Source organism: Suttonella indologenes (genome assembly GCF_900460215.1).
In the GTDB taxonomy this organism is placed as follows: domain Bacteria; phylum Pseudomonadota; class Gammaproteobacteria; order Cardiobacteriales; family Cardiobacteriaceae; genus Suttonella; species Suttonella indologenes.
On record NZ_UHIA01000004.1, the window covers coordinates 400,069 to 413,419 of the forward strand.

Annotated in this window: 14 protein-coding genes; 13 read left to right on the top strand and 1 reads right to left on the bottom strand. The window is 52.9% G+C overall.

All coding sequences use genetic code 11. The features are described 5' to 3' along the window. Positions 1 to 11: 11 nt before the first annotated feature. Positions 12 to 983, top strand: coding sequence for a 23S rRNA pseudouridine(1911/1915/1917) synthase RluD (rluD, locus tag DYC63_RS06030; RefSeq protein ID WP_115218405.1), 972 nt, complete (start codon positions 12 to 14; stop codon positions 981 to 983). 11 nt (positions 984 to 994) lie between these two features. On the opposite strand, the gene xth is transcribed toward rluD, so the two are convergent. Next, the gene (gene xth / locus DYC63_RS06035) at positions 995 to 1,756 is read right to left on the bottom strand and encodes an exodeoxyribonuclease III (RefSeq protein WP_115219480.1); all 762 of its coding nucleotides are present in this window, start codon (positions 1,754 to 1,756) and stop codon (positions 995 to 997) included. Between the two features lie 90 nt (positions 1,757 to 1,846). On the opposite strand from xth, the gene DYC63_RS06040 reads away from it, so the two are divergent. The 12 genes from DYC63_RS06040 (at position 1,847) to DYC63_RS06095 (ending at position 13,317) form a co-directional block, all read left to right on the top strand. After that, a complete protein-coding gene (locus DYC63_RS06040; RefSeq protein WP_115218406.1) occupies positions 1,847 to 2,575 on the top strand; it encodes a 16S rRNA (uracil(1498)-N(3))-methyltransferase in 729 nt (242 codons plus the stop codon). Then, a complete protein-coding gene (locus DYC63_RS06045; RefSeq protein WP_115218407.1) occupies positions 2,569 to 4,311 on the top strand; it encodes a sensor histidine kinase in 1,743 nt (580 codons plus the stop codon). Before DYC63_RS06040 ends, DYC63_RS06045 begins: the two co-directional genes overlap by 7 nt. 10 nt (positions 4,312 to 4,321) lie before the next feature. Continuing rightward, a complete protein-coding gene (locus tag DYC63_RS06050) occupies positions 4,322 to 5,926 on the top strand; it encodes a sigma-54-dependent transcriptional regulator (RefSeq protein WP_115218408.1) in 1,605 nt (534 codons plus the stop codon). Further along, the gene (murB, locus tag DYC63_RS06055) at positions 5,926 to 6,912 is read left to right on the top strand and encodes a UDP-N-acetylmuramate dehydrogenase (RefSeq protein WP_115218409.1); all 987 of its coding nucleotides are present in this window, start codon (positions 5,926 to 5,928) and stop codon (positions 6,910 to 6,912) included. Before DYC63_RS06050 ends, murB begins: the two co-directional genes overlap by 1 nt. Next, positions 6,902 to 7,555: an HAD family hydrolase gene (locus DYC63_RS06060; protein ID WP_115218410.1), complete on the top strand. Its 654-nt coding sequence runs from the start codon at positions 6,902 to 6,904 to the stop codon at positions 7,553 to 7,555. The genes murB and DYC63_RS06060 overlap by 11 nt, the downstream gene beginning before the upstream one ends. Next, entirely contained in the window at positions 7,552 to 7,917 is a 366-nt protein-coding gene (locus DYC63_RS06065; protein WP_115218411.1) for a gamma-butyrobetaine hydroxylase family protein, read from the top strand. Before DYC63_RS06060 ends, DYC63_RS06065 begins: the two co-directional genes overlap by 4 nt. Further along, complete coding sequence (ubiE, locus tag DYC63_RS06070) at positions 7,910 to 8,671, top strand: bifunctional demethylmenaquinone methyltransferase/2-methoxy-6-polyprenyl-1,4-benzoquinol methylase UbiE (RefSeq protein WP_115218412.1); 762 nt, start codon at positions 7,910 to 7,912, stop codon at positions 8,669 to 8,671. Before DYC63_RS06065 ends, ubiE begins: the two co-directional genes overlap by 8 nt. A gap of 8 nt (positions 8,672 to 8,679) precedes the next feature. Continuing rightward, complete coding sequence (locus tag DYC63_RS06075; protein ID WP_115218413.1) at positions 8,680 to 9,285, top strand: ubiquinone biosynthesis accessory factor UbiJ; 606 nt, start codon at positions 8,680 to 8,682, stop codon at positions 9,283 to 9,285. Beyond that, on the top strand, positions 9,282 to 10,892 hold the full coding sequence (ubiB, locus tag DYC63_RS06080) for a ubiquinone biosynthesis regulatory protein kinase UbiB (RefSeq protein ID WP_115219481.1): 1,611 nt from the start codon (positions 9,282 to 9,284) through the stop codon (positions 10,890 to 10,892). The genes DYC63_RS06075 and ubiB overlap by 4 nt, the downstream gene beginning before the upstream one ends. Continuing rightward, on the top strand, positions 10,889 to 12,022 hold the full coding sequence (locus DYC63_RS06085) for a MalY/PatB family protein (RefSeq protein ID WP_115218414.1): 1,134 nt from the start codon (positions 10,889 to 10,891) through the stop codon (positions 12,020 to 12,022). Before ubiB ends, DYC63_RS06085 begins: the two co-directional genes overlap by 4 nt. Then, complete coding sequence (locus tag DYC63_RS06090; RefSeq protein WP_115218415.1) at positions 12,019 to 12,942, top strand: ABC transporter ATP-binding protein; 924 nt, start codon at positions 12,019 to 12,021, stop codon at positions 12,940 to 12,942. The genes DYC63_RS06085 and DYC63_RS06090 overlap by 4 nt, the downstream gene beginning before the upstream one ends. A 90-nt stretch (positions 12,943 to 13,032) precedes the next feature. Next, complete coding sequence (locus tag DYC63_RS06095; RefSeq protein WP_115218416.1) at positions 13,033 to 13,317, top strand: RNA recognition motif domain-containing protein; 285 nt, start codon at positions 13,033 to 13,035, stop codon at positions 13,315 to 13,317. Positions 13,318 to 13,351: the final 34 nt, after the last annotated feature.

Consider the following 13,351-nt stretch of genomic DNA (forward strand, 5'->3'; position numbering starts at 1 on the left):
AACGTTAAATTATGGATAAACACAGCCCCAGCGTATTACGCGAGATTTCTTATACGGTCGGCGCCGATGAAAACGGTTTGCGCGCCGACCAAATCCTTGCCGCCGCCTTTCCCGAATATTCCCGCGCGCGTTGGCAGGCGGCTTTGAAGGCGCACAGTATTTTGGTCAATCAACGCCCTGCCAAACCCAAGCAGGCTTTATTTGCGGGCGATGTGATTAGCGGCGGCATCGAGGAAGAGCAGCAGACGCAGGATTTACCGCAGGATTTGCCGCTTGAAGTCGTATTTGCCGATGAGGATATTATTGTCATCAATAAGGCGGCGGGCATGGTCGTGCATCCGGCAGTGGGCAATGCCGACGGCACTTTGCTCAATGCCGTGCTGCATCATTTTCCCGCTACCGCTCAATTGCCGCGCGCCGGCATTGTGCATCGCTTGGATAAGGATACCAGCGGTTTGATGGTGGTGGCGCATTCTCTGCGCGCCCACACGCATTTGGTGCGGCAGCTGCAAGAACGCGAAATGGGACGGGAATATCTCGCCTTGGTGCATCGCTATGTTACCGCCGGTGCGACGATTGATCAGCCGATCGGACGCCATGCGAGCGACCGCCTGAAAATGACGGTACGCAGCGACGGACGTGAGGCGATTACGCATTACCGCATTGAAGAACGCTTGGGCGATTTCACGCTGCTGCGCGTGAAATTAGAAACAGGGCGCACGCATCAAATCCGCGTGCATTTATCGGAAAATCGTTTTCCTTTAGTGGGCGATACGCTTTACGGCGGGCGGCTGATTCCGAGCAAGCAAACGGCGGAAGCGGCGCGCGAAGCGGTGATGCGTTTTCCGCGTCAAGCCCTGCATGCGCAAAAATTGGCTTTGCTGCACCCTGCGACGGAAGAATGGCTGGAATTTGAATGCGAACTTCCGTCCGATATGCAGGGTTTATTAGCGGTATTGCGAGCGCAGCAGGGCGCGGAATAAGTCCGTTTCATTTATTGGATTTCCACCCAAGCAGGGGCGTGGTCGGAGGGGCGTTCTTGTTCGCGCGGCGCCATGTCGATATCGGCGTCGATGAGTTGCAGCGCGGGGCTGATTAAGGTTAGGTCGATGCGTAGTCCCAGATTGCGCCGCAGTCCGCCCATGCGGTAATCCCACCAGCTGAATTGCTGTCTTTCAGGGTGTCGGGCGCGGAAGGCATCTGTCAGTCCCAAATCGAAGAGGGCTTGCAAGGCTTGGCGCTCGGGCGCGGAGCAGAGGATTTTGTCCTGCCATGCCTTGGGGTCGTGCACGTCAATATCGGCAGGAGCGATGTTGAAATCACCGATGACGACGAGTTTCGGATACTCTTGCAGCAATCGGGCGACATAGGCTTGCAGTTTTTCCAGCCAGCCGAGTTTGTAGTGATATTTTTCATCGCCGACGGCTTTGCCGTTCGGCACATAGAGATTCAGCACCCGCAGATCACCGTAGCTGGCGGCAATGGCGCGCGCTTGTGGGTCGTCTTCGTTATTCGGTATGCCGCGCACGACGTTTTCCGGCGCGCTTTTGCTGATGAGGGCAACGCCGTTATAGGTTTTTTGTCCCTGTGTAACGAGATGCCAGCCGGCTTGAATGAAGGCTTCGCGTTTGACCGCTTCGTCCGTTTGTTTGAGTTCCTGCAAGCCCAGCACGGCAGGGTGATGGCTTTCGAGATAGTCCAGTACTTGGGATTGCCGCACGTTGAGGGAATTGACGTTCCAGCTCACGATTTTCATAGGCATAAGATAATTCCTCGTAAATACGTTAAAATGACGGATTGCATTTAATCATGATGATTCATTAATGACAATTTCTAGGACGGTCTTATGCGTTTAGTGCGCCTGTTTCATTCGCAGCCGCCGCAGCTCGGGCTGAATTGGCTTGAGGAAGCGGCGGCGCATAAGGTCGGCAAGGTACTGCGGATGCGCGTCGGCGATGCGGTGGAGCTGGTCTGCGGCGACGGACGCAATTATCGGGGCGCTATCGCGCAATGCGATAAAAAAGCCGTGGCGGCGGAGATTGTCGCGATTGCGGATAATCCCTGCACGCCGACTTTGCCCCTGCATTTGTATATGGCTTTGATTAAGGGCGAACAGCAGGATTGGGTCTTGCAAAAGGCGGTGGAGTTGGGCGCGACGGCGATTGTGCCGCTGATGACGGCGCGCAGCGAGCGCGAATTATCCGCCGAACGCTGGCTGAAAAAACAGCAGCATTGGCAGGGGATTTTGACGGCGGCGGCTTTGCAATGTGGGCGGGCGGAATGGCCTGTCTTAAGCGCACCGCAGCCGCTTGACGAGACGCTGAACGCGCCTTGCGCGCTCAATATTATGCTTAGCCCGCATGATGAGGCGGCATTACAATTGCCCTCGCAGATAGACTCGGTGGCGCTGATGATTGGTCCCGAAGGCGGTTTTACTGCCGAGGAAGTGGCATTGGCGTGCAGCAAGGGTTGGCAGACGCAGCTGCTCGGCAATAGAATTTTGCGTGCAGATACGGCGGCGGTGGCGGCAATGACGGCGGTTCAGTTAAATTATGGAGAATTCAAAACATGGTAGAGCGTTTGGTGCGGGAACGTAATGTGGTGATTACGCCGAATAATCCCGTCTTGACGGGGTCTTTGGTGGAATGCGAGAGTCTGCGTTATCGTCGCCGCATCATGCATGTTGCCAATATGATGCGCTTGGTCTTTGCGCTCTTGTGCGTGATTTTTGCGCCTTTACTGCTTTCAGGCAAGATGCAGTTTATTTGGTGCAGCGAATTTGTAGAGCAGAACACGATTTTGCTTTTTGGCTGCGCCTATATCGTCTTATTATCCTTAATCACTTTATACAGTTTGCGCGGCAAGGGCGACGAAGGTTTATTTTTGGTTAATGCCTTAGTCGATATCTTTTTCGCCGTCTTGTTTTTGGTATCTTTGGATTTCAAGGAAAACTGGCAGTGGCTGGTGCCTTTTATGTTGGTTAGCCTTGCTTTGTCATTATTGACATTAAATATTTTTCAATGCGCCAGCTATGCCTTTTTTGTGTTTTGGGAACTGGTTTTGGTGTATTTGCTCTGGTCTATGGATCGTTTGAATTTTTTCGGCGCCAATGTGAAAACCATCGGGCAGAGCGCCTTCGATTTGTGGAGCAGACATGACGGCGAATTGATCGGCATGTTGGTGGTGTGTGCAGCACTGAGTTTGATTTTGTTCCTAGTCGGCTATTTGGCGAATAATGCGCGCGAAAACGGCATCATGGCAAAGCTCAACCGCACTTTTTACGAGCAAAGCCGCAGTTTGAACGAATCGATTATTGCCGAAATGCCCAGCGGCTTGATTGTGCTGAACGTGCGTAATGAAATCGTGGCGATGAACCGCATCATGCGCGAGCGTTTTCGGATTAGAAGAGAGGAATCAATGCCCTTGACGCTCAAGCAGTTAAGCCCGCTATTGGCGCGGCAGTTGGCGCGCTGGCTGGACTTAAAGCACAATGATTTGCAGCCGCTGAATTTGTTTGGCGAAACCTATACCGCCACCTTTACTCCTTTGCCGATTGCCGGCTATTCGCCTTTGATTATGATTTCTTTGGAAAATACGGAGGCGATCTATCAGCGCGTGCGCGAAACCAGACTGGCATCGCTGGGACGCTTAACCGCCGGTATTGCCCATGAAATCCGCAATCCCCTAGGCTCGATTCAAAGCGCGAACGAATTGCTTGCCGAAGCACGCCCCGATGACGAGAAATTGCAGGGTTTATGTCATAAGATTCAATCCAACAGCCGCCGCATCAATGCGATTATCAGCGATATTTTGGATATGTTTACTGACCGTCCCAGTTCTCCTCAGCTCTTAGCCTTAAACGATTTTCTGCGCAACAGTATCAGTAATTCGCGCAATGACAAGGATTTGGAGCTGACGCCGATTAGCCTCAACGCGGAAGAAACCAAAGAATGCAGCGTATTTTTCGATCCCAGTCATTTGGGGCAGATATTGCATAATTTGATGCTCAATGCGATGAAGCACGGCGGACGCAAAGATATAGAAATTATCATGCAAACCCATCTCGGCGAAGGCGGACGCAGTATTTATTTGGACGTGATTGATAATGGTCGCGGCGTGCCGGAAAATTTGCGCGAACGGATTTTTGAACCTTTTTACTCTTCCAGTCACGAAGGAACGGGGCTGGGTTTGTATTTGGTACGGGAAATGTGTCTTGCCAATCAAGCGCATATTATTTATGTGCATAGAGCGCAGGGAGCGAGTTTCCGTATCATCATGGAACGTTATTTGACAGAAAATGACAATATCTAAGGAATGACAGATGAGCTCTAAAGCCTTAATTATTGATGATGAACGCGATATTTGCGAATTGGTGGAAATGGCGCTGACGGCGCAGGAAATTGTCTGCGACAGCGTGTACAGCGTGAAAAGTGCGATTAAACAGCTCAAAGAGAAAGCTTATGATGTGATTTTCTGCGATGTGCGCCTGCCTGATGGCGACGGCTTGGAATTATTGCTGCACATCAACAAACATTACCCCGACACGCCGGTCTGCATTATGACGGCGCACGGCAATATGGACATGGCGATTAAGGCCTTGAAAATGGGGGCCTTTGATTTTATCAACAAGCCTTTTGAACTCAAACAATTGCGCTCGGTCTGCGCGGCGGCGCTGAAGGCGGGCAAAAAATACAAGCCGCAGGAAGCAGCAAAACCTTCGGCAGCTGCGAAAACTCATGCCGCCAAAACAGCGGCGAAGGCAGCGGAGCCGGATGCTTCCAATGGCGGCGGACGGCGGCAGACGCATTTGATCGGCGAATCGCCGCAAATGGTGGAGGTGCGCGAAATGATTGCGCGCGTGGCGCGTTCTCAGGCGACGATTTTTATTCACGGCGAATCGGGAACCGGTAAGGAAGTAGCGGCGCGCGCTATTCACGAACAAAGCAGCCGCAGCGAAGGTCCCTTTATTGCGGTTAACTGCGGCGCGATTCCCGAAAACCTAGTCGAAAGCGAATTTTTCGGCTACAAAAAAGGCGCATTTACCGGCGCGAATCAAGACACGGACGGTTTATTCGTCGCCGCCAGCGGGGGTACTTTGTTTTTAGACGAAGTGGCGGATTTACCCCTGCCGATGCAGGTCAAATTGCTGCGTGCCATTCAGGAACGGGCGGTGCGTCCTATCGGCAGCGACCGCGAAGAAAGCATCGATACGCGCATTATTTCCGCCACCAACCATAATTTGGCGGAGAAAGTGAAGAAAGGCGAATTCCGCGAAGACTTATATTACCGCCTCAATGTCATCGGCATCGATTTGCCGCCGTTGCGTGAAAGAGAAGGCGATATCGCTTTATTGGCGCATTTTCTATTGGCGCGATTGGCACGCAATGCCGGCTATCCTGAAGCGCAATTCTCGCCCGCCGCCTTTGAAAAACTCTGCGCCTATCATTTTCCCGGCAATGTGCGCGAATTAGAAAACGTCCTAGAGCGGGCTTTGACCTTTATGAATGACAATACGATTGAAGCCGAGGATATTCGTCTGTCCACCGCCCTGCATCAGCAGGACAGCGCAGAAAGCGATAATGAAGCGAAATTTCATTTCAGCTTTGATGATTTTGCCCAGTCCATTGACAATAGCAAACCTGAAAAAGCCGCCGCTGCACCGTCTAAGCCTGAAGCACCAAGTAAAGGTAATTCCGCTTTTTGGGAGCCGGCATCCGAGCAGGCGGCGGAAACATTCGGCGAAGACAATCATTTGCAGGATATGTTTATACCCAATGATTTGGAGCAATACATGGAAGACCTCGAGCGCCAGCTGCTCGTCAAAGCCTTGGAAGAGGCGGGTAACAATAAAACGCGGGCGGCGGAAAACCTCGGCATCAGCTTCCGCGCCATGCGTTACAAATTGAAAAAATTAGGCATCGAATAATGAAAACCCTGCACGCGGTCGATTTGCAAAGCCGCCATACTCTTGCCGCCCCTGCTTTTGCCAAGACTCTGATTGAGTTGGAAAGCCCTGAAGAAGCGGCGATTTATCAGACGGGCGACCATATTTTAGGCGGCGGCAGCAATACGATTATTGTCGGCGAGATTAGCCAGCGCCTTGTGCAGCCGCGTTTTGCAGGGATAGAGATAGTCGAGGAAAGCGCAGACAGCGTACTGCTGCGCGTTTTGGCAGGCACAAACTGGCATGATGCGGTGCAATGGGCGGTCGGGCAAGGTTATTACGGCATTGAGAACCTCGCCTTGATTTACGGCATGGCAGGCGCGGCGCCGGTGCAGAATATCGGCGCTTACGGAGTGGAAATCCGCAACTGCTTGGCGGCGGTGGAAGCCTATGATGCCTTGCAGCGGCAATTTGTACGGATTGCGGCGGCGGATTGCGCTTTGAGCTACCGCAACAGCCGCTTCAAACAGGATTGGAAAGGGCGTTTTTTGATTACGGCGGTGCATCTGCGTCTGCACAAACGCGGAGAATTGCAACGGCAATACGTCGGCATTAGCGAGGCGGTGCAGACCTTGCCTGAAATGTTCGCCCATATCTGCGCCTTACGCCGTAGCAAACTGCCCTCGCCCGAGCAGCAGCCCAATGTCGGCAGTTTTTTCCATAATCCGCTGATTAGTCCTGCGCAGTTTGCCGCCTTGAGCGCGCGTTTCGGCGCCATACCGCATTATGCGGCGGGCGAGGTGGTGAAAATTCCTGCCGCTTGGCTGATTGAGCAATGCGGCTTTAAAGGCAGACGAATCGGCAATATCGAAATGAGCGCCCGACATGCCTTGGTCTTGGTCAACCATGGCGGTAGCGGCGCGGAGATTTTGCAGTATGCCGCGACGGTGCAGGCGGCGGTGCGCGAAGGTTTTGAGATTGAATTAGTGATTGAACCGGATATTTTAGGAGTAAAGAATGACGATTGAAGCAGTGGCTTTTGACAAAGACGGCGTGATTTTCGATTCAGAGCGCGTTTATGCGCGCGGTTTGGAGCAGGCGGCGGCGGAATTCGGCGTGGCATTGCCGGCGGATATTCATGGGCGCCTGACCGGCGTGAGCGCCGACCAAAGTTATGCCGTATTGCGGGAATATTTTGGCGAGCGGACGGAGAGTTTTATCGAAGAACATTGGCTGCCGCTGGTCTATCATCTCTTGGAAGCAGAGGATTTGCCCTTTATCCCCGGCGTGGAGAGCCTGATTGAAAGCCTGCATGCGCAGGGCTATCCGCTGGCTTTAGTAACTAACGATTTTCAGGAAAATCTGCTGCGCGATGTGAATCATACCCGCCCCGATTTGCTGCAATATTTTTCGGTGGTGATTACCCGCGACGACGTCAAAGACCCCAAGCCGCATCCGGAGCCTTATCAAAGAGCCGCCGCCTTATTGGGCGTGGCGGCGGAGCAATTATTGGTGATTGAGGATTCCGATACGGGCGCGGAGGCGGCATTGGCGGCGGGCGCGCAGGTATTGCTTTTAGCGCACGGACGCAAGGTTGCACCGGAGATGCTGGCGCGTCTGCGCCGCGTGATTGCATCGCATCATGAAGTGATTCGGGAGTTGGACGCATGATAGCGGCGGAAGTACCGCAGGAATTGCGTTTGGCGAAAGACGGCAGCAGCCTGACACTTGGCTATGCCGATAAATCCTATACCTTAAGCGCGGAGTATCTGCGCGTTTGCTCGCCCTCGGCGGAAGTGCGCGGACACGGCGGCGCTTGGACCTTTATCGGCGGCAAACGCGAGGTGCGCATTCGCGATATTTATCCGGTCGGGCAATATGCCGTGCGCTTAGTTTTTAGCGACGGACACGACAGCGGCATTTTTTCTTGGGAAGTCTTGCAGGATTTGTGCGCGCATCAGGAACGCTATTGGCATGAATATTTACACGCTCTCGAGCTCGAGGGCAAAACGCGGGAGCAAAATAATGAGTGAAACCCATTTTGGCTATCAAAAGATTGATGAAGCGGAAAAAAATGCGCGCGTGGGCGCGGTTTTCGATTCCGTGGCGGGCAAATACGACATCATGAACGATGTGATGAGCTTCGGCGTGCATCGTTTTTGGAAGGACTGGTTTGTCTGGCAAAGCGATGCGAAAGCCGGCGAAACGGTATTAGATTTGGCGGCAGGCACCGGCGATATCAGCAAACGCTTGGCAAAACGCATGTGCGGCGAGGGCGCAGGTGCGGATATAGAGGGGCGTTTGATTGTTTCCGATATCAATGCGGCGATGCTGGCGCGCGGGCGTGAGCGCTTAATCGGCAAAGGCTGGTTGCAGAATATGGAATTTGTCTTAGCCAATGCGGAGCAATTGCCCTTTGCGGATAATTCTATCGATTTGATTACCATGGCTTTTGGTCTGCGCAATGTTACCCATCAGCAGCAGGCGCTTAATGAAATGGCGCGGGTACTGAAACCTGGCGGACGGGTCTTGGTGCTGGAATTTTCGCATCCCAAATCGGCGCTGTTCAGCAAGGTTTACGATTGGTATTCCTTTACCTTTTTGCCGCAGATGGGCAAATGGATTGCCAAAGACAGCGAAAGTTATCAATATCTTGCCGAGTCTATCCGCATGATGCCGACGCAATTGGAATTGCAATTGATGTTTGAAGCCGCAGGGCTGGTCGATTGCGAATATCAAAATTTAAGCAACGGCGTGGTGGCGATTCATCGCGGCGTGAAGCCATAGGAGCGGCAATGTTGGAGAAATTATTACAGGCTACGATGCTGGAGCATGCCATCAATGCCGCCTTGAATCTCGATCCGCAGGCGGCGGAAAAATTGGCGGTCATCAATGGGCGGCGCGTGAGCGTGCAACTGGAAAATATGCCGCAAACATGGCTGTTTAGTATTGACGATGCGCGTTTGTCCCTATTGCAGGAAAGCGAAGCGGCGGCGGAAGCGGATGTGCGTTTGCGCGGCAATTTAGGCGGTTTCTTGCAGCTTTTCCGCGGTGCGGATAAGGCGGCGGATAAGCAGAATAAATTGTATATCGAGGGCGATGTTTACGCCGCGCAGCAGTTTCAGCGCGTGATGGCGGAGCTTGCGCCGGATTTTGATGCGGTGCTGCGTGCGCGTTTGGGCGATGGTTTGGGCGGCGCGGCGGCAAGCGCTTTGCAGATGTTACGCAGTCAGGGTGAGCGCGCCAAAGAAAAAGCCGAATCTTGGTTGCAGGAATTTGTGCAGGGCGAGGCGGGTTTTGTCAGCCAAGCGGAATTTGCCCTGCAAACGGCGGAGCTGGAGCGTCTGCAAGCGCGTCTGCGTGCTTTGGAAACGCGCCTTTCACAATGGGAATCCCGCTGATGCTGCGCTCAATCAAACGTTTATACGATATTTTCAATGTCGTGATTTTCTACGGCTTGGACGAGTATTTGCCGAAATCGGGACTCTTGCGCTGGGTGCGTTACGGTGCTTATCTGCATCCCGCCCATTATCGGCGCAATCAGGAGGGTTTGAGCCGCGGTGCGCGGCTGCGCCTGAGTTTGCAGGAATTAGGTCCGATTTTCGTCAAATTGGGGCAGACCTTATCCACGCGCCCCGATTTAATCCCCGCCGATATTGCCGCCGAGCTGAATTTGCTGCAAGACCGCGTGCCGCCTTTTGCCGGCAGCGAGGCAAGAGCGATGGTCGAAGAGGCCTTGGGACAGCCGATTGCGGCGGTATTCTCGCAATTCGACGATGAGGCTTTGGCTTCAGCATCGGTGGCGCAGGTGCACGGTGCGGTGCTGAACAGCGGCGAACAGGTGGTGGTGAAAGTACTGCGTCCGAATGTGGAAAAACAAGTGGCGAACGACATCGGCTTGATGTACGCCTTGGCGCGCGTGGCGGAGAAAAGCCGCGAAGCGCGGCGTTTGCGTCCGCTGCAAGTGGTACGCGAATTTGAAAACACGATGGCAAATGAGCTGGATTTGATGAACGAGGCGGCAAGTGTCAGCCAAGTGAAAGCCAATTTTGCTGGTTCGCCGATTTTGCATGTGCCGCAGGTGTATTGGCCTTATTGCCGGCAGAAAGTTATGGTGCAGGAGCGGGTGTTCTATCTCAATATCTCGGATATGGCGGCGATGGAAGCGGCGGGAGTCAATAAAAAAGTCTTGGCGGAACGCGGCGTGGAAATCTTTTTCACGCAGGTTTTCCGCGACAGCTTTTTCCATGCCGATATGCACCCCGGCAATATTTTTGTCGATATCGAAGACCCTGAAAATCCGAGATATTGCGCGATTGATTTCGGCATCATGGGTTCCTTAACGCCTGAAGACCAGCATTATTTGGCGGAGAATTTCCTCGCCTTTTTCAATCGCGATTATCGCCGCGTGGCGGAATTGCATGTGGAATCGGGCTGGGTACCGGCGCATACTCGGGTAACGGATTTCGAGGCGGCGATTCGCAAAGTCTCCGAGCCGATTTTTGGCAAACCGATTAAAGATATTTCTTTCGGCGCTTTCCTGTTCAGTCTGTTCCAAACTGCGCGCCGCTTCGATATGCACATTCAGCCGCAATTGGTGCTGCTGCAAAAAACCTTCTTTAATGTCGAAGGCTTGGGGCGGCGGCTGTATCCCGATTTGGATTTGTGGACGACTGCCAAGCCGGTGCTGGAAGATTGGATGAAAAAACAAATCGGGCCGCGGGCGGCATTGAAACGCTTAAGAACGCAGGCGCATGAATATATGGATATTTTGCCTAAAATGCCGGTGCTGACCTACCGTCTGATGCAGCAGCAATTGTCGAACGAGCATCAGGCGGCGGAGCGCGAACGCAAGCAAGCGGCGCAGAGCCGTCAGCTCAGCGCTGCGATTTTGCTGCTCGGCAGCGCGGCATTGTGGATTACGGCGCAGCCGCAGGGCGGACAATTGGCAGCCGTCGTCGCTTTGGCTGCGTTGGGCGTGTATTGTTTATTCGGGAGGAAATCATGATAAAAGCGCTGGACAGACGCGGCAGCGATTCTAAAAAATGGCATAAATACGCCGGCACGGACATTCTGCCGCTTTGGATTGCCGATACCGATTTTGCGGTCGATGACAAGATTCTTGCCGCCGCACAGGCGCGTTTGCAGCATGCGGTATTGGGCTATCCCTATAATGAAGACGATTATATCGGGGCTTTTGTCGAACATTGCGCCGTCCAATACGATTGGGAAATTGAGGCAGAATGGGTGGTACCGATTCCGGGCTGCGTGCCGGGTTTGAATTTCTGCCGCGGACTGTCGCAATTGCGCGGCAAGCAGGCGGCAGTTATCGCCACGCCGACTTATCCGCCTTTCTTCAATCAAAGCAAAATGATGCCGGAATTTCGCCATCATTGCGTGCCTGCCCGCTGGGAAAACGGACAATGGTCGATGGATTTTGCAGGCATGGCAGAAGCGGCGGCGCGCCCCGACAGCGGTTTGCTGATTCTGTGTCATCCGCATAATCCCTTAAGCCGCGTCTATCGCGAAGAAGAATTGCAGGAATATGCGCGCATTGCCCAAGCACATGATTTGATTGTCTGTTCCGATGAAATCCACTGCGATTTGATTTTAAACGGCAGTCGCCATCGTCCTTTTGCGATGTTAAGCGAAGATGCGCTTAAACGCAGTGTTACCCTGATGGCGCCCAGCAAAACTTACAATATTGCCGGTATGTGTGCTTCTTACGCCGTGATTGCCGATGCCGATTTGCGGGCGGATTTTATGCGCGTCTCTCAGGGCTTTGCCGATGTGAACGTCTTAGGGCGCGTGATGGCGCAGGCGGCATATCGCGAGGGCGAGATATGGCGGCAGGCGCAAATCGCCTATTTGCAGCGCAATGCGCAGGAAATCGAGCGCCGTATCGCCGCCTTGCCGCCGCTGTCCGTGGCGCCGCTCGAGGCGACCTATTTGGCATTTATCGACTGCCGCGCTTTGCCGGTGGAAAATCCGCAGCGCTATTTCGAGCAGTACGGTCTCGGTTTTGCCGACGGCGCAGACTATGCCGCATCGGGCTTTGTACGCTTTAATTTCGGCTGTTCTTTTGAATTGGTGCAAGAAGCCTTGAACCGTTTGGAAACGGCGGTCAAAGCCTTATGACGGCGGCAATTGAAATCCGCAATTTGCATAAAATCTATCCGAACGGATTTCATGCGGTTAAGGGATTGAATTTGCGCGTGGAAGCAGGGGATTTCTATTCCCTGCTGGGTCCGAATGGGGCGGGGAAATCCACTACCATCGGCATGCTGACCTCTTTGGTGCGCAAAAGTTCGGGCAGCATTAAGATTTTCGGCATCGATATCGATGAGGATTTTTTAGCCGCCAAACGCTGCATCGGCTTGGTGCCGCAGGAATTTAATTTCAACGTTTTTGAAACTCCGCTCAATATCGTGCGCAATCAAGCGGGTTTTTATAATCTTCCTTACCGTCAAGCCACTGAACGCGCGCATTTTTATTTGGATAAGTTGGGACTGTACAATAAAAAAAACGAGCAGACGCGTGCCTTATCCGGCGGCATGAAGCGCCGCTTGATGATTGCCCGCGCCATGGCACATGAGCCGAAATTATTGATTTTAGACGAGCCGACCGCCGGTGTGGATTTGGAAATCCGTCATAGCATGTGGCAGTTTCTGCAGGAAATGAATGCCGCCGGCACGACGATTATTTTAACCACGCATTATCTGGAAGAAGCCGAGCATTTGTGCCGCCATGTGGGCATCATCAATCACGGCGAAATCGTTTATCAGAATAATATGAAAGACTTGCTCAAAGAATTGGACGAGGAAGTTTTTGTGGCGGATATTGCCGCGCCGCCGGCGCATGTGCCGCAATTATCCGAAGCGGCGTTGCGGATAATTGATGATAGTTGTGTAGAAATTATCGTGCCGCGTGGAATTTCCGGCGGTTTGAATAAAATATTTGCGGAATTAAGCGCTCAAGGCATAACTGTGCTATCCTTGCGCAATAAAACGAACCGTCTGGAAGAATTGTTTTTGCGGCAGGTGCGTGAAAGTGTTTAAAAGAATTTGCCTGTATTTGGGTAAATCCCGTCGAGCTTCGTGCGTGAGTGTTTCGGTTGGTAGAGTTTGTACGCACAAAAAGGATCTGAAATGACCAATATTTATGTCGGTAATCTGTCTTACCGCACCGATGAAAATGAACTGCGCGAATTGTTTGCTCAATACGGCGAAGTCTCTCGTGCCAGTATTGTCAAAGACCGCGAACACAATAACCGTTCGAAAGGTTTCGGCTTTGTTGAAATGGAAGACGCACAAGCCGCGCAAAAAGCCATTGTCGAGCTCAATGACAAAGAAGTGGGCGGACGCAAATTGCGTGTCAATGAGGCGCAGCCGCGCGAAGCACGTCCGCCGCGTCGTGCTTTTGCCGCCGAATAAGGCGATTGACGTAAAAAAAACAAAACAGGCGGTC